The sequence below is a fragment of the Roseibium sp. Sym1 genome, assembly GCF_027359675.1.
Classification (GTDB): Bacteria; Pseudomonadota; Alphaproteobacteria; order Rhizobiales; family Stappiaceae; genus Roseibium.
Window position 1 is genome coordinate 6,480,526 of sequence record NZ_CP114786.1, and the last position, 19,506, is coordinate 6,500,031.

The following is a 19,506-nucleotide window of genomic DNA, read 5'->3' on the forward strand; positions in this document are numbered from 1 at the left end:
CCTCCCATTATGGTTTTCCCGCCTCCCGCAAGATCCGGTCGGCGCGCTTCTGGGCCGCTTTCAGCGCAGCTTTCGGTGTCTGAACGCCGCGCAGCATGTCGTGGCATTCCTCTCCGCACACGCGGATGATGTTGTTGATTTCCGGGATCGGCGGGCGCGGCCAGAACTGCAGCTCGTCGCGCCAGGACATGGCGTCCACCGCCTCGAAGATCGGCGACAGCCGGCGAACTTCCGGATCGGCTCCCACGGAATAGCGCGGGTTGGTGCGGCTGCCGTGCTCGACATAGAGCTTCTGCGCCTCCGGCGAGGTGAACACGATCAGGGCCTCCGCGGCCGCTTCCAACCGTTCCGGCGCGATGTTCGAGGGGATGCACAGCAGGTAGCCGCCCACAGGCGCGATGTTGGATGCCTTCGGACCGGAAGGATGCGGCAGGTAGCCGACCTTGCCGAACGCGGCGCACGCCGGGTTCTGTTCGAAATACGGCGCCAGCAGCGTGTAGCCATAGGCCATGGCGACCTTGCCGTTCGCAAAGGGCCGGACGCGCTCGTACCAGGACATCGACAGAATGTCCGGCGGCGAATAATGCAGCAGCTCCATGAGATATTCGGCTGCAGCCAGGCCCCTTTCCGTGTCGATGGTGGCGCGGTGCTCACCGTCCGCGAGCCGCGAGGCGTCAAATCCGCCCGCCTGCCTCGGAAGATCCAGAACAGGCTGACCGAAATCGGCGCAGGTCATCATGAAGGTGTGGCCGAGGGCGGTGCCGCGGGCGGCGTTCCACGCAATGCCGTAGCGCCCCTGTGCCGGTTCGTGCAGCACCTTGGCGGCCTTCAGCAGTGCGTCGGTCGTGTGTGGTGGTTCCAGTCCCGCTTCGGCCAGCAGGTCGCGGCGGTAGAACAGCAATTCAGGCGTCGTTTGAGACGGCACGCCGTACGCCTGCCCGTTCCAGTGAGCAGCCTGCCAGCCGGCGGTGTGAAAGTCGCTGGGATTGAGACGCTCGACGTCGAGCGCCTTGTCGAGCGGCATCAGGTAACCGTTTCCGGCAAATTCTCCGACCCAGGGCAGGTCGAGCGCAATCAGGTCATAGCGGCTGGTCGGTCGCTGGGCGTTCTTCACCGCCTCGTCGTGCAGCCTGTCGATGGAGAAGGCCCGCTGCTGGATCGGGCAACCGACCACCTGTTCGATCTGGCGCTTGAGCCCGTGCATGACCATGAAGGTCGGGTCGCCATGCACGAGAACACGCAAGCCGCCGGACAGCTTCAGCGGATCGAGCAGAACCTGCGGCGGCTGGATGGTCTGTGCCTCGAGATAGGACCCGCCGAAATAATAGTCCTGGGTGCCGGCCCGCTTTTCGGCGGTGCCGAAATGCTGCGCCGCGAGCCGGCGGACACGGCTGCTGAACTGGGTCCAGGATTCCAGCATGTCCGCGCTCGGGTGGAGGGAGAAGCTGCGGCCTGAGGCCGTGCGGGGCCGCTGCTCGACCAGACCGCTGTCGACCATCTCCTTGATCCGGCGGGTCGCCGTGGCATAGGGCACGCCGGACGCGCCGATCAGCGATGTCGGCGTGACAACCTTTGCCTCCAGATGTCTTTGAACCAGATAGGCCGACATTTTGACATACGGGTTCGGCACAGACATTTCGATCAGACCGTCAAGCTCGCCGTCGAAACTCTCCAGGAACGAAAGCACCTCGAGAATCTCCGTTTTGGCCTGCGGTGTGAGAAATGACGTTTCGCGAACCAGCTCTCCTTCATTGTGGTTCATCTCGCGTCTCCAAGATCCGGACGGGACAAACCACTGTTGCGTTTCCTCAGATTGAATATTTTTTGGATCGACATTGATCGTGCCCCAAAGAGTGTGTGAGCCTGCAATCCGGCTAAATGGCCAAATTGTTCATTCTGGATATTAAAACATTCATTTTGGATATTTTCGATGGCGCGGCATCATCGGCCTCCATGCAGGCTTGTCGTCGACGCTCAAGACGAGTGCGACATCCGCGTCAGGAGGAGATGCGGAGAAGATCAAGACCCCACCGGTCTTCACGGGAGGAAAACAGAATGACGTACCAGTTTCGCTCGTTGCTCGTGGCAACGACCGCCGTCGCAGGCCTGGCCCTTGCTACTGCAGCTTCCGCCGAAACGATGAAAATCGGCATCACGCAGAACAATGTCGGCGTCGACAGCTACCAGACGACCTACGAAAAAGCCTTCATTGCCGCCGCTGACGCCAACGCCGATGTCGAGACCGTCGTGCTGGATGCCGGTGGCGACGTTGCGCGCCAGATCGCGCAGATGGAAGACCTGATCCAGCAGGAAGTCGATGCCATCATCATCTGGCCGACCAACGGCGAGGCCGTGATCCCGGCTGTCCGCAAGGCCCACAAGGCCGGCATTCCGGTGATCGTGACCAACTCGAACATCGCCGAGCAGGGCTTCGAATTCGTCAAGTCCTTCTCCGGGCCGGACAACATCACCCAGGGCAAGCGCTCTGCCGAGATCATGTGCGACAAGTTCAAGGATATGGGCATCGAAAACGAAGCCAAAGTCGTGCACATCACCGGTCAGCCCGGCTACACGACCGCAATCGAGCGCGCGAAGGGTTTCGACGATCGTCTGCCTGAGGTCTGCCCGAATGTGACGCAGATCGACAAGCAACCAGGTGACTGGAACCGCGAGAAGTCCCAAAAGGTGATGGAAGCCTTTCTGGTAAAATATGATGACATCGACGGCGTTTATGCCGGTGATGACAACATGGGGGTCGGTGCACTGAACGCCGCGAAGGCCGCCGGGCGCGAAGGCATCATCTTTGTCGGCGCCACCAACTTCGCCGTCGGCTATGAAGCCATGGACCGTGGCGAATACTGGGGCTCCATCTACCAGTCCCCGGTGGATGACGCCGAGGCCGCGCTCCAGACCGCCATTGATGTGCTGTCCGGCAAGGACGTGCCGTTCCTGAACTATTTCGACACCCCGAAGATCACCCAGGACAACATGGCCGAATTCTCCAAGCCGGTCTTCTAAGACAAGCCCGACCTGGGCGCGGGCTCCCACCCGCGCCCCTTTTTCTTCAAGACGTTTCAAGTGACCGGGAGGAAACCATGGGCCGGGTGTCCGGGCGTTCCTGCATTGTGACCGGCGCTGCCAGGGGGATTGGCCGCGCAATCGGCGAAGCACTTCTCGACGAGGGCGCGCTGGTCTGTTTCGCCGATATCAACGGCGACCAGGCCAGGTCCGTTGCAGCGGCGAATAGCGAGCGGGCCGAAAGAAACGGCGGGCGGGCGACCTGGGCTGACGTCGATGTGACCAGCCGGGACGCGGTCCGGGCGATGATCGAAAAGACCGTCGCGGAGTTCGGCCGGCTCGACGTGAAATTCAACAATGCCGGCGTCAACAAGCCGATGAATTTCCTCGACGTGACCGAGGACAACTGGAATTTCGTCATGGGCGTGAACGGTCTCGGCTGCCTGATCGGCATGCAGGAGGCGGCCCGCCAGATGATCGCGCAGGGCGGTGGCGGCAAGATCGTCAACACCGCCTCGATCGCCAGCCGCCAGGGCTTCGACAACGTGGCCCCCTACTGCGCCTCGAAATGGGCGGTGGTGTCGCTGACCCAGTCGGGCGCGCGGGACCTGGCCAAGCACGACATCACGGTCACGGGCTTCGCGCCCGGTGTCGTCGCCACCGAAATGTGGGAACAGGTCGACGAAGACCTGATGCGCATCGGCGCCTCCGCAAAGCCTGGCGAGGCCATGGAGGCGTTTTCTGCCGATATCCTGCGCGGCCGTGTGGCAACGCCGGCGGATATCACGGGAACGACGACTTTCCTGGCCTCGCGTGACAGCGACTACATGACCGGGCAGATTGTCATGATCGATGGCGGCATGACGCTCGTATAGAAGAATCAACAGGTTAGAACAATCTGACCGACCGGGACTCCAGGGAGGATCTGTTGTCCGACATAACGACAAAGGCAGAAAGCCGTTCCGGCGGCACCAAGGAGAGACCTATGCGGCCGTCCAACCTGTCGGGCGTGGGGACATTCCTTGCGAAGCAGGGCATTCTCGTGGCCTTCGCCCTGTTCATGATCGGCTTCACGATCGCCAATGAACGTTTCCTGGACCCGGACAACATCATGGGCGTGGTCCGTTCCTCGGCCATCCTGGGCGTGATGGCGCTCGGCGTGACCTTTGTTGTCATCAGCGGCAACCTGGATCTGTCGGTCGGCTCGATGATGTCCTTCGCGACCATCGTGGTCCTCGACCTGCACGACAAGATCGGTCCGACGCTGGCCATACCGTCGATGTATGCCATGGTGCTTTGCCTTGGCGCTTTCATCGGCTTCCTGGTCGGTTATCTCAAGCTCAATTCCCTCATCGTCACGCTGGGCATGCTGTCGGCGATCCACGGCCTGACACTGACCTATTCGGGCGGCAAGAACATGGACATTGCCGACAAGGAGGGCACCTGGTTCAGCTTCTTCGGCCAGTCCGACGTGCTCGGCATTCCCGTGCCGATCCTGATCTTCGCGCTGGTGGCCTCGGTGCTCGGGATCATGCTTGCCAAGACCCCGTTCGGCCGCAAGGTCTATGCCGTAGGCGGCAACGGCACAGCGGCGACCTTTTCCGGCATCCGCCGGGCGCGCGTGGTGTTCTGCTGCTACCTGATGTCGGCCCTCTGCGTCGGCACGGCCGGCCTGCTCCAGGCCAGCCGGTCGCTGGGCAGCCAGAACACCGTCGGCCAGGGGCTCGAGCTGGAAGTCCTTGCCGCGATCATCCTCGGCGGTGCCTCGCTGCTCGGCGGATCCGGCACCATTTTCAAGACCGTCATCGGCGTCCTGATCCTCGGTTTCATCCAGAACGGCCTCCTTCTGGTCGGGCTGCAGTTCTACGCCCAGTACGTCGTCACCTGGATCATCATCATCCTTGCAGTCTGGCTCGACATCGCGGCCAAGCGCGGCAAGCTCTGGTCACCGATTGCGTAGGGGGAAGCACATGGAACCGGGCACACTCAGCACCTTTCTGAAGCGCGGCGCGATCTGGGGTTTCATCGTCGTGGAGCTGATCTTCTTCTCCATCGCCGGCGAATACCTGTCGCTCAGCGACAAGGCCTTCATGGACGTCGACAACATGCTGCTTCTGTTCAAGCAGTCGGCCCCGATCGGCATCATCGCCATCGGCATGACCATCATCATGATCAACGGCAATATCGACCTCAGCGTCGGCGCGACCTTCGCCCTGAGCGCCGTGGTGCTGCTGGACAGCATGACATGGCCGATCTTCGCCGGTCTCGGCGACTGGGTCATCCCGATTTCCTGGGGGCTCGCCCTGATGACTGGGATCGTTCTCGGCGCACTGAACGGCCTGATCGTCTGGAAAACCGGCGTCGATGCCTTCATCGTCACGCTCGGCGCCATGCTCGGCTATCGTGGCCTGGTGTTCATGTATAATGGCGAACAGCCGACCTCACACCTCAACTGGACCTTGGTGGATTTCGCCGAGGCGCAGTTCCTGGGTCTGCACACCGCCACCTGGTTCCTGATCGCCGTCACCGCCGTGATCTGGTTCGTGATGAACCGCACCGTGCATGGCCGCAACGCCTATGCCATCGGCGACAACCGCACCGCCGCGATCAACGCCGGCATTCGCGTCGGCCCGCACATGATGATCAACTTCATGATCATCGGCTTCCTGGCCTCGCTGTCCGCCGTGGTCTTCTATTCCGAATCCGGGTCCGTGAACCCCAATGACGGCGAACTCTACGAACTCTGGGTGATCACCGCGGTCGTCCTGGGCGGCACCAAGCTGACCGGCGGCGCCGGCTCGGTGCTCTCGACCTTGGGCGGCGTTCTGGCGATCCAGTTGCTGCGCAAGGGGCTCGGCCATATCGGCGCGGATACCGAAACCGTCAACCTGGTGATCGGCCTGATCCTGATCGCGGTCCTGTTCCTGGACCGTCAATTGAACCTCAAGGGCCGGGAGGCGCTGAGAATATGAGTGAAGAAACCCCAGCCCTGCGCCTTGAGGGCATCGTCAAGACCTTCCCCGGCGTGCGCGCCCTCGACAACGTGTCCTTCTCGGTGATGCCGGGCGAGGTTCATGCCCTGATGGGCGAGAACGGTGCCGGCAAGTCCACGCTGATGAAGGTGCTCGGCGGCATTTACCAGCCCGAGGAAGGCCGGATCATCGTCAGCGAAGAGCCGGTGGTGATGACATCGCCCCTGCAGGCCAAGTCCAAGGGCATCGTCTTCATCCACCAGGAGCTGAGCCTTGCCGAGGAGCTGACCGTTGCCGAGAACATCTATCTGGGCGAACTGCCGAAAAAGAGCTTCGGCCGTGTCGACTGGCAGCAGCTCCATGCCCAGACAAACGAGATCCTCGGCAAGCTCAAAGTCGGGTTCGACGCAGGCACACGGGTCGGCGACCTGTCCATCGCCAACCAGCAGATGGTCGAGATCGCCCGTGCGCTGACCGTCGAGGCCAAGGCTGTCATCTTCGACGAGCCGACCGCCTCCCTGACGGATGCGGAAAAAGTGGTCCTGTTCGACGTCATCGAAGACCTGAAAAACCACGGCGTCGGCATCATCTACATTTCCCACCGCATGGAGGAGATCTTCAGGATCACCGACCGGATCAGTGTGCTGAGGGACGGCCAGTATCGCGGCACGCTGACCACTGCCGAGACCAGTGAAGACGAAATCACGCAGCTGATGATCGGACGCAAGCTGGACCTGTCGCGCAACGAGAGCCATCACGACATCGGGGGTGTTGCCCTCGAGGTGCGTGACCTTTCCTGCGGCAAGCTGTTCCGCAATGTCAGTTTCGAGGTGCGCCGGGGCGAGGTTGTCGGCTTTTACGGCCTCGTCGGTGCCGGCCGCACCGAGATCGCCGAAACCCTGTTCGGCCTGCGCGAGCCGACAAGCGGTAAGATCCTGCTCGACGGCCAGGAGACCGTGATCCACTCTCCTGCCGACGCCATTCAGAAGGGCATCTCGCTCGTACCCGAAGACCGCAAGGGCCAGGGCCTGGTGCTCGGCATGAACTGCCGGGACAACATGACCCTGCCCCAGGTCAGTGACCTGAAGGCCGGTCCGTTCGTGGCCGAAGGCGCCGAGATCGCCATATTCGACCAGTATCGCGACCGGCTCGACATCCGCACACCCGGCTGGAAGCAGACGGTCGGCAATCTATCCGGCGGCAACCAGCAGAAAATCGTCATCGGCAAATGGCTGTCCATGCACCCGAACGTGCTGATCGTCGACGAGCCGACGCGCGGTATCGATGTCGGCAGCAAGTCGGAGATCCACAATCTGATCCGCGAGCTCGCCGCCCAGGGCTATGCGGTGATCGTGATCAGTTCCGAAATGCCGGAAGTGCTTCATGTCAGCGACCGGATCGTCGCCATGTTCTCCGGCGAGATCATCCGCACCTTCACCTCCGAGGAAGTCACGGAAGACAATCTCATCCAGGCGATCTCCGGCATCACACCCGAGAAGGCGGCCTGATGCGGGTACACCTTGCCATGCGCAAGGCAACGACCGGAACAACTTACCAGGTACTGTCCTGGCCGACGCGCCTACTCGTGGACATGCATACAGAGTGAAGATCTCTCCGGCGGCCCCTTTCACACACCGATTTGTGCTGTGAAACCCGCCCGGCTCGTATGGCAAGGGCCAGTCAGGCACCCATGCGCTTTCGGCGTATCTGTGTGGGTGTCTCGCCGTATTCGGCCTTGTAGGCCTGCGAGAAGGACGGCGCCGTCAGAAAGCCGCTGGCGAGGGCGATTTCGATCAGGGAAATGTGGGTGCCGGTCACCAGCGTGTGTGCCTTCTTCAGGCGGATCTTCTTGTAGAACCTTGCCGGTGTGGTGTTGAGATAGACGGTGAACAGGCGCTCCAGGTGACGGGGAGACAACCCGACCTGGCTTGCCAGATCGGCCAGCCGCAGCGGCACCTCGATATTGTGCTCCATGAGCTGCACCACCTTCTGGAGCCGCTTTTCGAACAGGTTGGTGTTGTCGCTCATGCCCCGCGGCTGCGGGTGGGCAAAGCCGCGCACATTCTCGACCACCAGAAGACTGGCTATTTCCGCGCATTCCCAGGCTTCCAGCACATCGGCCAGAACTCCGATCACCGCCTCGACGGTGTAGCCCTCCCCGGCACAGGTGACGATGCTGCCCTTTTCCTGCGCAAGATGGTCCGACAGTGCCGGGCCGTTGCCGACCTCGCGCAGCAGAGCCGCGTCGCGCCAATGGGCGGTGGCACTGCCGTCCTCCAGATTGGACGCCTTGACATATTCCCGCGAGGCTTCGGAGAGCAGGACGACGCGCCGCTGCAGCTTCTGCATCGCCCTCAGCCGGCGCATCCATCCCTCGCGCGGCGCGCCAGTCCCGGCAACGACAAACAGGCAGTCCCGCAGAAACTGGTCACCGATTGTCGGGTCTGCGCGCGCAATCAGCTCCGAACGGCTGTTGACGAAACCCGGACTGTCCGACGTTACCTGCCAGGAGAACCGGTCCCGGCTCAGGATCTCGTTGGCGGCCCTCAATACGGCAATCACCGAGGACAGTTCCAGTTCGGAAAAGCCGGGCTGGATGAAGATTTCGACCGTGAGCCTGTCATCTGCGTTTCGGTCGAGGGACATCTCCCGGGTCCTTGAGTTTGACATGCGGCGTTCGGTCTTCCGGCGTGGCGAGTTCGTGAGAGGATTGCAAACGCAGCCTCGCCAATGGGTCTACTGCCGCTTCTTCACTCTAGTCAAATCGAAGTTCTCCGACCGAAGACAGCAGAAGACGCCCCCACGCGCCTGACTGCACTTGCCTTTACTTGCACGAGTTGGCTGAACCGTCGTTTTTCCGGCCCCAGAACGAAGCTTGTGCAGCCGCAAACTCAACAAAGGGCGGGGAGTGTCAGGTTTCGGTCTCCGTCCACAGGCTGGACTGGCGCGTGATCAACTCGACATCGTAGCGTTTCCGGTCCGGCGGGCGCTCGCCATGGGTGATCCAGGCCAGCATCGCCTCGGCGGCATTGCGGCCGAAGGCGGCGGAGTCACAACGGACGGAACTGAGCCGGGGAAAGGCGATCGAGCATTCCTCGATGTCGTCGAAGCCGACGATCCTGAAGTCCCGGCCGGTCCGGATGCCGGCTTCGGCAAAGCCGCTCAGCATGCCGAGCGCGACAAGATCGCTGAAACAGATCGCCGCTTCGATGTCCTTGTGATCCTTGGCAAGGCGCAGGGCGATCTCGCGGCCAAAGGCCCTTGATGGGCGGCCGTAGAAAGCCCGTGGTGCCAGGCCGCCCGCCGCCATGGCCGCGTTGTATCCGGACATGCGCTCCAGCGTGATCGGCCGGTCCTCGATGCCGCCGACAAAGGCAATCTTCCGGCAGCCCTGGGCGATCAGGTGTTCGCCAGCAAGCCGGCCGCCCGCCGCATAGTCATGGGAGGCAAAGGGAAACAGGTTGGTGCGGTCATCCACCTGGCGGAGCACCTGCATGGTCGGGATCCCGGCCCGTTCGATGCGGTCGAACGGCCGGTCCTCGCCGCCATAGGTCGGCGACACGACAAAGGCGGAGACACCGTGTTCGATCATGCTGTCGATCACCTGCGCCTGGATCTCCGGATCCTCGTCCGTGTTGGCAATGACGGTGGAATAGCCCTGCCGGGCGAAGCTCATCTGGGCGCTGGCCGCAAACTCGGTGAAGAAGGGATTGCGCAGGTCGTTGATGATCAGCCCGATCAGGCCGGATGCCGCCCCGCGCAGGCCGGCCGCCGAGCGGTTGTAGACATAGCCGAGCGCTTCCATCGCGGCCATGACCTGATCCCGGGTCTGCTGCTTGACCAGGGAGGAATTCTGCAGGACGAGAGAAACGGTCGACTTGGAGACGCCCGCCTTTTTCGCCACATCCAGTATGGTCGCTCGCTTGCCCATTCCCCCGCCCAATCCTGTTCAATCCACCCCGTGGAGTTTCAACAGCAGCTTCATCCGCTCGACCGCCAATTCCGGTTTTGACAGCACGCGCGCCTGATCCGCAAGCCGAAAGACCTCCGCATAATGGGTGATCTCGCGGGCGGACTGGAAGCCCGCCGGCATGATGAAGTGGCTTTGCGCTCCGTTGAGCCAGGCCAGGAAGGCAATGCCGGCCTTGTAGAATTGCGTCGGCGCCTTGAAGATCTCGCGGCTGAGCGGCACCGTTGGTGCGAGCAGGCCGTGATAAGTCTCGAGGTCATCGCGGGCCAGGGCTTCGAGCGCCTGGCACGCCGCAGGCGCGATGGCCGCGAAGGCGCCCAGGAGCGCATGCGAATAATGCGTGCCGTCACCGGCGATCAGGTCGGCATAGTTGAAATCGTCGCCGGTATAGAGCCGGACACCGTCCGGCAGGCGGGCGCGGAAGTCTTCTTCGCAGGCCTGGTCGAGCAGCGAGATCTTGATGCCGTCAACCTTGTCCTCGTGTGCCCGGATGATGTCCAGCACGGCTTCGGATGCGGTTTCGAAGTCGGCAGCGCCCCAGTAACCGGCAAGGGCCGGATCGAACATGTCGCCAAGCCAGTGCAGGATCACCGGCGCAGCGGCCTGGTCCAGCAGCCTGCCATAAACGTGGGCATAATCGTCTGCTGTTGCGCTCATCGCGGGAAAGGCGCGCGACGCCATCAGGATCACCTGCCCGCCGGCCGCTTCGACAGCCTCCATCTGCTCGGAATAGGCGGCCAGGATCTCGTCCCGTGTCCTCAGCTCGGCAAGCGGTTTCTGATCGGTGCCGGCGCCGCAGGCAACCCGCGGCTTCAGCGGATGGGCTTTCGCTTCGCGCATCGTGCGTTCGATCAGTTCCTTCGCGGTCGGCCAGTCGACGCCCATGCCGCGCTGCGCCGTGTCCATGGCCTCGGCAAGGCCCAGCCCCTGGTTCCACAGCCAGTGCCGGAACCGGAGCGTGTTGTCCCAGTCGACGGCCGGCGAGCCGACCCAGGGATCCCGCTCGGCCAGCGGATCGGAAACCACATGGGCCGCGGCAAAGGCCGTGCGGGTGAGCGGCACTTCAGGCGCGCGCGGCACCAGCGGCTCGCCCGTCAGCCGGTAGGGTTCAAGGGTCTTGTCATAGGTTGGAAGGGTCAGCATAGGCAGCTCCAGAATTGGCAACGGGTCAGGCGGCGACGGGAATGTCCAGCACCAGGATGCCGTCGATCCCGCCGATCGCATTGGCGACCAGCTTGCTGCCGAGAGCCTTGTGGTCCGGGTGTGTCTGGTAGCGTTCCAGCGCATCCCAGTCGTCGAAATCGACGACAAAGCCGTGCATGTAGCCGCGCTCGATCTTCTCCGGGCTTTCGCTGCGCCCGGAAGTGATGTCCCGGATGCCGGAGACCTTCTTTTCGATCTCGCGCAGTTCGGAAAACAGGCCCGAAATGGTGTCCTCGGAGACGTCCGGCCTGAACCTGATGAGGACGATATGGCGGATCATGTCCGGGCTCCGTGGTCTTCGCGGATCATGTCGGCGGCTTTTTCGCCGATCATGATGGCCGCGGCATTGGTGTTGGAGGAAATGACATTCGGCATGATGGAGGCGTCGACGACGCGCAGCCTGTCTATGCCGTTGAACCTGAGGCGCGGGTTGACGACGGCATCGTCGTCGACACCCATCCGGCAGGTGCCGGCCGGATGATGCGAGGTCTTGGAATGCTCGCAGATGAAACGGAAATAGTCGTCGTCGGTGAGCACATCCGGCCCGGGCAGGCGCTCGGCCTTGATGAACGGCTTGAGCGGCGCCTGCCCCAGGATCTCCTGGGTCAGTTTCAGGCCGCGGATCGACATCTCCCGGTCACGCGGATCCTCCAGGTAGTTCGGATCAATGAGCGGCTCGGCGGACGGATCGGCACTGCGCAGACGCACCGAACCGCGCGAGCGCGGACGCAGGTAGCAGGAATTGAGGGTCACGCCGCCGTCGGGCATGGCCGCGACACCCGATTCAATGCCGGTGCCTAACCCTAAGTGAAACTGGAGGTCGGGTGACCGGGCTTCCGGATCCGCGTACCAGAAGCCTCCGGTCTCGAACAGGCTGGAGGCCACCGGCCCGCGCCGGGTGAGGAGATACTGCAGGCCCGCGATCACCGACATGTGCGGCTTGGCGTAACGGTCGTAGGTGTGCGGACCGCTGACCTCGCAGATACAATAGAGATCGAGATGGTCCTGGAGATTGGCGCCGACGGACGGACGGTCGAGGATCACGTCGAGGCCAAGAGCGCGCAGCTCGTCCGCCGGGCCGATCCCGGAGAGCTGCAACAGCCTGGGCGAGCCGATCGAGCCGGACGACAGGATCACCTCCGATGAAGCTGTCAGCCGGGTGCCGTCGACGAGTTCCACTCCGGTGGCCTTTCCGGCCTCGACCACGATCCGGCGCACATTGGCCCCGGTGCGCACCACGAGGTTCGGTCTGCTCCGGTTGGGCGCGAGATAGGCCATGGCGGCCGAGGAGCGGCGGGCATTGCGCTGGGTCAGCTGGTAATAGGCAACCCCGTCCTGTTTTTCGCCGGTGACATCCTCGTTCTTCGGGATGCCGAGCGCGGCCGCGGCCTCGAAATAGGCTTCGCAGATCGGCAGCGGTGCGCAGGGTTTCGACACGCCAAGCGGTCCGCCCTTGCCGTGGTAGCGGTTGTCGTAGCTGTCATTGTCCTCGGCCTTGCGATAATAGGGCAGCACGTCATCGTAGCCCCAGCCCTCGCAGCCCATCTGGCGCCATTCGTCATAGTCGAGCGGATTGCCGCGGGTGTAGATCTGGGCATTGATCGCGGAACCGCCACCGATCACCCGGGCCTGGGTGTAGCGGAAGACGCGGTCGTTCATGTGCCTTTGCGGTACCGTGTGCCAGCCCCAGGAGCCGATGCCCTTGGTCATTTTCGCGAACCCGGCCGGCAGATGATAGAACGGGTGCCGGTCGCTCCCGCCCGCTTCCAGCAGCAGCACCTGGATGTCCGGATCCTCGGTCAGCCGCGCCGCCACGACGGATCCGGCACTGCCGCCGCCGATGATGATGAAGTCGAAGCCTTTTTCCATGTTCATTCCAAAGAGTGCTGTTTCTCAAAGACGCGGGATCGACAGGCCGCCATCCACCTTGATGGTGGAACCGGTCGCAAAGGCCATTTGGCCCCCGGCGAGCGGCAGCACGGCAGCGGCGATATCTTCCGGCTGCCCCCAGCGCGCCGCCGGCACCAGCCCCTGTTCGATTTGCGCGGTGTATTTGTCCTTCACGCCCGCCGTCATCGGCGTCTCGATGATGCCCGGGCGGATTTCGAAGACGCCGATGCCGTGAGGTGCCAGGCGCACGGCGAAGAGTTCGGCCATCATGGCGGCACCCGCCTTCGACAGGCAGTATTCGGCGCGCTCGACGGAGACCATGCCGGCGCTGACCGAGGTGATGAAGATCAGGGAGCGGTAATTGTCTGCTTCGCGGTCCAGCATGCGCCGCGCAACCTCCTGCGCCAGGAAGAACGCGCCGCGCAGGTTCACCCCCATGACGAAATCGAAGCTGTCCGGCGCAAGATCCAGCAAGTCGCCGCGAACCTTCGCCGGAACGCCGGCATTGGATACCAGCGTGGTGACCGGACCGAGGGCCTGCTCGATCCGGTCGAGCAAGGCCGCATGTCCATCGATGTCCTGAAGATCATGCTGGAAATAGGCAGCGCCTTGACCGAGCCGGGCAAGCGCCCCGACGACTTCCGGATCTTCGGCCGGCAGCTGCGCCACAAGAGCCACCTTGTAACCCGCTGCAACCAGCGCTTCGGCGATGCCGAGACCGATGCCCCTCTGTCCTCCTGTGACCAGTGCCAGCCTGCTCATGCCGCCAGATCCTTTTGAATCGTTTCCGCTGTCCTGAGCGCAAGCGCCGCGACGGTCAGGGCCGGGTTGACGGCGGCCGAGGTCGGCAACGCACCGGCATCGGTGACAAAAAGGTTCGGATGATCCCAGGACCTGCAGTCCGGGCCGAGCACCGATGTCGCCGGGTCGTTGCCCATGCGAACGGTGCCGCATTGATGGGACGGCACCCGGCCGTCGAAGAGACGCGTCAGGACAAGGGGGAACCCGGCCCGGCGCAGCGTTTTCCGCGTCCTGGCAACCAGCTTGTCATGAGCCGTCATGTTGGACCGGCGCCAGATGAGCTGCACCTTGCCGTCCTTCAGGACCACCCGGCTCTCCGGGTCGGGCAGGTCTTCTGAAATGAGATAAAGATCGAGTGCGTGTCCGGAAATCCAGCGGGCCGCGAAACGTGGCAAATGCGGGACCTGGATCTTCAGGATGTCCGGTGTGACCCGGCCCAGAAGCTGGACATTGCCCAGCGGCCTGCCGGCCTCGCCGTCGTCCAGGTACCACGCGTTGATGCCGAAGGTCTTCTGGTAGACGGCGGTGTTGCGGAAGCGCGGATCGATGGCGATCATCGCGGTCGCATTGTGGTTCATGAAGCAGCGGCCGACGTAATCGGATCCGTTGGCGATGCCGGAGCGCAGCAGCAGCGCGGCGGACTGGACGGCGCCGGCACACAACGCCACCACACCCGGCGTCAGAACGATCTCCTCACCATCCTTCCGGTAGGCAACCTCCTCGATGCGGCCGGACCTGTCACCCTTCCTCAGACCGGTCACCTCGGCACCGGTCACGAGCCTGACATTGTCATGGGCGAGCGCCGCCTCGAGCGGACAGGTTTCCGCATCCATCTTGCCGCAGCGCAGATCCGGATAGCCGTCCCAGCCGGTGCGCCCGGCCTCCAGCCAGCGGTCGATATCGACCCCGAGCGGCAGGCTGAAGGGCTTGACCCCTGCCTGTTCCAGGCGGTGTCTGGCGAGGCGGATCGGTTCTTCGTCGGGCACGGGAGGAAACGGATAGGGCCGGCCATGCGGCGGTTCGGTGGCATCGGACGCGGCGTCGCCGCGGACCTGGAACAGCTGCTCGGCGGCGTCGTACCAGGGCGACAGCTCCTCATAGGCGAAGGGCCAGGCAGGCGAGACGCCGTCGAAATGCTCTAAAGTATCGAAGTCCTCTTTCCGGTAGCGGATCAGGACCGCACCATAGAGTTTCGAATTGCCACCGACATTGTAGTAGTTGCCCGGCTCGAACGGGGTCCCGTCGGCATCGAGCCAGGTCTCGGCGGAGCGGAACGCGCTGTTGGTGTAGATGCGCCAGGGATCACGCGCCGGCGCATCGTCCGGGATGCGCTCGCCCCGCTCCAGTATGAGGATGTTGGCACCGGACGGGGCAAGGCCTGCGGCAAGCGTTGCGCCGCCCATGCCGCTGCCGATGATCACGATGTCCGGGGCATTGCTCACGGGTCAGGCAATCCTGTTTTCGGTCTGAGGATCGAAGGCGACCGCCTTTTCCATGTTGAAGGCAAAGGGAAAGACATCCCCTGCCCGCACATTGACGTCGGCGCGGAACCGGCCGGTCACGTCCTTGCCGCCGATCTGACTGACGACGAACGTGTCCGAGCCCGCCGGCTCTGTCACTTCGACCGGGGCCTCAACCATGTGAACGGCTTTTGAATTGCGGTCGGCGCCATCCTTGTCCGTAATTGCTTCCGGACGGATGCCGAGCACGATGTCACGACCAACGCTCGAGGCAAGGGTTTCACCTGCGAAGGGAACTGACGCGGTCTTGCCGTCCGCCAGCGAGATTTCGGCTGCCGGCCGGCCGTCGACGGCAACGACCTTCGCCGGAAACAGGTTCATCGACGGCGACCCCATGAAGCCGGCGACGAACATGTTGGCCGGATTGTCGTAGATCTCCTTGGGCGTGCCGAGCTGCTGGACATAACCGCCGAACATGACCGCAATCCGGGTGGACAGTGTCAGGGCCTCGATCTGGTCGTGGGTCACGTAGACAATGGTGGTGCCGAGCTTCTGGTGCAGTTTCTTGATCTCGGTGCGCATGTCGACACGCAGCTTGGCGTCGAGGTTGGAAAGCGGTTCGTCGAACAGGAACACGTCCGGTTCCCGCACCAGCGCCCGGCCCATGGCGACACGCTGGCGCTGGCCGCCGGAGAGCTGGCCGGGTTTGCGGTCCAGCAGATGGCTGATCTGCAGAAGGTCGGCCACCTGGCCGATGCGCTTTTCGCGTTCCGGCTTCGGGATGCCGTGCATTTCCATGCCGAAGGAGATGTTCCCTGCAACGGACATGTTCGGATAGAGCGCGTAGGACTGGAACACCATGGCAATATTGCGATCCGCCGGCTTGACGCCGTTCATGCTGCGGTCGCGAATGGCGATCTCGCCGGAGGTGATGTCCTCAAGGCCCGCGATCATGTTGAGCAGCGTGGACTTGCCGCAGCCGGACGGTCCCACCAGGACGAGAAACTCGCCTTCCTCGATGGAGATGTTCGTCTCGTGCAGGACTTTCAGGGCCCCGTATGATTTTGTGGCTTGTTTGATATCCAGGAAGCCCATGGTCTTATCCTTTGACTGAGCCGGCCATCAGGCCGCGGACGAAGTAACGCCCGGCGACGATGTAGACGAGCAGCGTGGGCAGCGCGGCCATGATCGCGCCGGCAAAATGAACGTTGTATTCCTTCACGCCCGTCGACGACTGCACCAGGTTGTTGAGTGCGACAGTCATCGGCTGGCTGCTGAAATCCGAGAAGGAGGCACCGAACAGGAAGTCGTTCCAGATGTTGGTGAACTGCCAGATGATGCAGACCACCGCAATCGGCCCCGACGACGGCAGCAGGATGCGCCAGAAGATCCGGAAGAACCCGGCTCCGTCGATCTGCGCCGCCCTGACCAGCTCGGTCGGAAACGCGGCGTAGTAGTTGCGGAAATAGAGCGTCGAGAAGCCGATGCCGTAGACGAAATGCACGAAGATCAGCCCGGTGACGGAACCGGCAAGGCCCATCAGCCCGAGCATGCGCGCCATCGGGATCAGCACCATCTGAAATGGAATGAAGCAGCCGAACAGCAGCAGGCCGAAGACGACGGTCGCACCGCGGAAGGTCCATTTTGTCAGGACATAGCCGTTGAGTGCGCCGACCAGCGTCGACAGGGCGACGGCCGGTACGACCATGATGATCGAGTTGAGGAAATAGGGCCTGAGGCCCGTGGCCTCGACACCGACCTGGGCGGTCGACCAGGCGCTCAGCCAGGGCGCTATCGTCCAGTCCTGCGGCAGTGCCATCATGCCGCCCGCGGTGATTTCCGACAAAGGCTTCAGGGAATTCACCAGCATCACGTAGAGCGGCAGCAAATAATAGATGCAGAACAGGGCCAGCAGTGCGTAGAGAACGAACCGGGCCGCGCTGAAAGAGCGGGATTTCGTTGCCGTCGCCATCACTTTTTCTCCCGCAGTTCCGACCAGAGGTAGGGCACGATGATCGCCGCGATCGTCATCAGCATGATCACGGCGGAAGCCGCGCCGATGCCCATCTGGTTCCGGGTGAACGTATAGGAATACATGAAGGTCGCCGGCAGTTCGGTCGCCGTGCCCGGACCGCCCCCGGTCAGCGCGATAACGAGGTCGTAGGACTTGATCGCCATGTGGGCCAGGACCACGAACGCGGACATGAAGGCCGGACGCAGCTGGGGAATGACAATGCGGCGGTAGAGCGCGAAGGTGGACGCGCCGTCGATCTGCGCCGCCTTCATCATCTCGCTGTCGATGCCGCGCAATCCGGCCAGGAACATGGCCATGACAAAGCCGGAGGTCTGCCAGACCGCGGCGATCACGATGGTGTAGATCGCCATTTCGCGATCCTTGATCCAGTTGAACTTGAAATCCGTCCAGCCCCAGCCCTGGACCACGGCCTCGATGCCGATGCCCGGGTCCAGGAACCATTTCCACGCCACCCCGGTGACGATGAAGCTGAGCGCCATCGGATAGAGATAGATGGTCCGGATAAAGCCTTCCGCTCGTATGCGCTGGTCGAGCAGGATCGCCAGGAGTAGTCCCAGCGCACAGCAGATGGCGATGTAGAGCACCCCGAAGATGACGAGGTTGGAAACGGCCGTGTCCCAGGCCCTGATCCGGAACAGGTTCTCGTAGTTCTGCCACCCGACCCAACCGAAACTCGGCAGGATCCGGCTGTCAGTGAAGGACAGGTAGAGCGTGAACAGGATGAAGCCGTAGACGAAGATCGCCACGATGGCGACGGTCGGGCTCAAGACCAGCCTGGGCAAGGCGTCACGCACTCTGTCGGCAACGGAACCGCGCGGGTTCTCCGTTTCGGAAATAGACATTGTCAGTCCCCGGTCCCTTGCAGAGAGCGGTGACGCATCACCGCTCTCCAGGGCATGTTTACTTGTTGATCTGGACCGCGGTCACGAGTTCCTCGACAGCGGTCTCGCTGTCGTATTCGCCGTTGAAATGCGCGGTGATGACGTCGTACATCGCGTTTTTCACAGCTGCCGGATTGGCATGACCGTGGGCCATCGAGCCATAGAGATTACCGCTGTCGGCGGCTTTCGCCAGGTCTGCCATGCCTTTCTTGCCGCAGGCATCGAAGGCATCGTTCGGAACGTCCGTACGGGCCGGGACGGACCCTTTCACGACGTTGAAGGCAGACTGGAAGTTCGGCGACAGGATCGCGGTTGCGAGCGCGGCCTGTTCCTTGCCGACTTCGGGCCCCTGCGAGAACATGGCGAACTGGTCGGCGTTGAAGGTGACCTGGTCCTGCGTGCCCGGGAAGCGGAAGCACAGGAAGTCCTCGTCCGGCGTCTTGCCGGCATTGAGGAACTCGCCCTTGGCCCAGTCGCCCATCATCTGGAAGGCGGCGTCGCCGTTGATGACCATGGCGGTCGCCAGGTTCCAGTCGCGGCCGGAGAAGTTGTCGTCCACATAGGAGCGGATGACGGCCATGCGGTCGAAGGTTTCCTTCATGGTGTCGGAGCCGAGCGTTTCCTCGTCGAGATCGATGAACGCCTTCTTGTAGAATTCCGGACCGCCGGTCGACATGGCCACGGCGTCAAACACCGTTGCGTCCTGCCAGGCCTGGCCGCCATGGGCAATCGCGGTCTTGCCGGAGGCCTTCACCTTTTCCAGAGCGGCGACAAACTCGTCCCAGGTCTGGGGCGGCGCGATGCCGAGTTCGTCGAGAACGGCCTTGTTGGCCCAGACCCAGTTGGTGGAGTGGACGTTCACGGGTGCTGCGACCCATTTGCCGTCATGCTTGGAGAATTTCTGCAGCGCCTCGGGCACCACGTCGTCCCAGCCTTCCATGCCGGCCAGGATGTTCAGGTCGGCGAGCGCGCCTTCCTTGGCCCAGTCGGTGATGTCGAAGCCGAGCATCTGCACGGCGGTGGGCGGGTTGCCGGACGTGACGCGGGCACGCAGCACGGTCATGGCCTGGGAACCGCCGCCGCCGGCGACCGGCATGTCCTGCCAGCCGATGCCCTGGCTTTCCAGGTCTTCCTTCAGGACGTTGAGGGCAGCAGCCTCGCCGCCCGACGTCCACCAGTGCAGGACCTCGACGTCCTCTGCTTTCACTGCCGTACCGGCCGCAATCAGTGCGGCGGCGGCTGTCATCATGGTCGTGAACTTACGCATGGTTTCCTC

17 protein-coding genes are annotated in these 19,506 nt (G+C 63.0%); 5 read left to right on the plus strand and 12 right to left on the minus strand.

The window, feature by feature from the left end:
- Nucleotides 1–7: 7 nt before the first annotated feature.
- A complete protein-coding gene (locus tag O6760_RS29770; protein WP_269583274.1) occupies nucleotides 8–1,762 on the minus strand; it encodes an ABC transporter substrate-binding protein in 1,755 nt (584 codons plus the stop codon).
- Nucleotides 1,763–2,055: 293 nt separating this feature from the next.
- On the opposite strand from O6760_RS29770, the gene O6760_RS29775 reads away from it, so the two are divergent.
- The 5 genes from O6760_RS29775 to O6760_RS29795 all read left to right on the plus strand — a co-directional run bounded on the left by O6760_RS29775 (nucleotide 2,056) and on the right by O6760_RS29795 (nucleotide 7,498).
- Complete coding sequence (locus O6760_RS29775; RefSeq protein ID WP_269583275.1) at nucleotides 2,056–3,018, plus strand: sugar ABC transporter substrate-binding protein; 963 nt, start codon at nucleotides 2,056–2,058, stop codon at nucleotides 3,016–3,018.
- 77 nt (nucleotides 3,019–3,095) lie between these two features.
- Complete coding sequence (locus O6760_RS29780) at nucleotides 3,096–3,893, plus strand: SDR family NAD(P)-dependent oxidoreductase (protein WP_269583276.1); 798 nt, start codon at nucleotides 3,096–3,098, stop codon at nucleotides 3,891–3,893.
- 110 nt (nucleotides 3,894–4,003) lie between these two features.
- Nucleotides 4,004–4,978: an ABC transporter permease gene (locus O6760_RS29785; protein ID WP_269583277.1), complete on the plus strand. Its 975-nt coding sequence runs from the start codon at nucleotides 4,004–4,006 to the stop codon at nucleotides 4,976–4,978.
- A 10-nt stretch (nucleotides 4,979–4,988) separates the two neighbouring features.
- A complete protein-coding gene (locus O6760_RS29790) occupies nucleotides 4,989–5,990 on the plus strand; it encodes an ABC transporter permease (protein ID WP_269583278.1) in 1,002 nt (333 codons plus the stop codon).
- A complete protein-coding gene (locus O6760_RS29795; RefSeq protein ID WP_269583279.1) occupies nucleotides 5,987–7,498 on the plus strand; it encodes a sugar ABC transporter ATP-binding protein in 1,512 nt (503 codons plus the stop codon). The genes O6760_RS29790 and O6760_RS29795 overlap by 4 nt, the downstream gene beginning before the upstream one ends.
- A 172-nt stretch (nucleotides 7,499–7,670) precedes the next feature.
- On the opposite strand, the gene O6760_RS29800 is transcribed toward O6760_RS29795, so the two are convergent.
- The 11 genes from O6760_RS29800 to O6760_RS29850 all read right to left on the minus strand — a co-directional run bounded on the left by O6760_RS29800 (nucleotide 7,671) and on the right by O6760_RS29850 (nucleotide 19,497).
- Entirely contained in the window at nucleotides 7,671–8,636 is a 966-nt protein-coding gene (locus O6760_RS29800) for a GlxA family transcriptional regulator (RefSeq protein ID WP_269583280.1), read from the minus strand.
- A 265-nt stretch (nucleotides 8,637–8,901) separates the two neighbouring features.
- Entirely contained in the window at nucleotides 8,902–9,921 is a 1,020-nt protein-coding gene (locus O6760_RS29805) for a LacI family DNA-binding transcriptional regulator (protein ID WP_269583281.1), read from the minus strand.
- 18 nt (nucleotides 9,922–9,939) lie between these two features.
- Complete coding sequence (locus O6760_RS29810) at nucleotides 9,940–11,109, minus strand: dihydrodipicolinate synthase family protein (protein ID WP_269586381.1); 1,170 nt, start codon at nucleotides 11,107–11,109, stop codon at nucleotides 9,940–9,942.
- 19 nt (nucleotides 11,110–11,128) lie between these two features.
- Nucleotides 11,129–11,443, minus strand: coding sequence for a Dabb family protein (locus O6760_RS29815; protein WP_269583282.1), 315 nt, complete (start codon nucleotides 11,441–11,443; stop codon nucleotides 11,129–11,131).
- The gene (locus O6760_RS29820; RefSeq protein WP_269583283.1) at nucleotides 11,440–13,032 is read right to left on the minus strand and encodes a GMC family oxidoreductase; all 1,593 of its coding nucleotides are present in this window, start codon (nucleotides 13,030–13,032) and stop codon (nucleotides 11,440–11,442) included. Before O6760_RS29820 ends, O6760_RS29815 begins: the two co-directional genes overlap by 4 nt.
- A gap of 24 nt (nucleotides 13,033–13,056) precedes the next feature.
- Nucleotides 13,057–13,815 carry a 3-ketoacyl-ACP reductase gene (locus O6760_RS29825; RefSeq protein WP_269583284.1) on the minus strand — a complete coding sequence of 253 codons (759 nt, stop codon included), beginning with the start codon at nucleotides 13,813–13,815 and terminating at the stop codon, nucleotides 13,057–13,059.
- Complete coding sequence (locus O6760_RS29830) at nucleotides 13,812–15,296, minus strand: GMC oxidoreductase (RefSeq protein WP_269583285.1); 1,485 nt, start codon at nucleotides 15,294–15,296, stop codon at nucleotides 13,812–13,814. The genes O6760_RS29825 and O6760_RS29830 overlap by 4 nt, the downstream gene beginning before the upstream one ends.
- A gap of 3 nt (nucleotides 15,297–15,299) precedes the next feature.
- Entirely contained in the window at nucleotides 15,300–16,409 is a 1,110-nt protein-coding gene (locus O6760_RS29835) for an ABC transporter ATP-binding protein (protein WP_269583286.1), read from the minus strand.
- 4 nt (nucleotides 16,410–16,413) lie between these two features.
- Nucleotides 16,414–17,286, minus strand: coding sequence for a carbohydrate ABC transporter permease (locus O6760_RS29840; RefSeq protein ID WP_269583287.1), 873 nt, complete (start codon nucleotides 17,284–17,286; stop codon nucleotides 16,414–16,416).
- Entirely contained in the window at nucleotides 17,286–18,191 is a 906-nt protein-coding gene (locus tag O6760_RS29845) for a carbohydrate ABC transporter permease (protein WP_269583288.1), read from the minus strand. The genes O6760_RS29840 and O6760_RS29845 overlap by 1 nt, the downstream gene beginning before the upstream one ends.
- A gap of 58 nt (nucleotides 18,192–18,249) precedes the next feature.
- Nucleotides 18,250–19,497 carry an ABC transporter substrate-binding protein gene (locus tag O6760_RS29850; RefSeq protein WP_269583289.1) on the minus strand — a complete coding sequence of 416 codons (1,248 nt, stop codon included), beginning with the start codon at nucleotides 19,495–19,497 and terminating at the stop codon, nucleotides 18,250–18,252.
- Nucleotides 19,498–19,506: the final 9 nt, after the last annotated feature.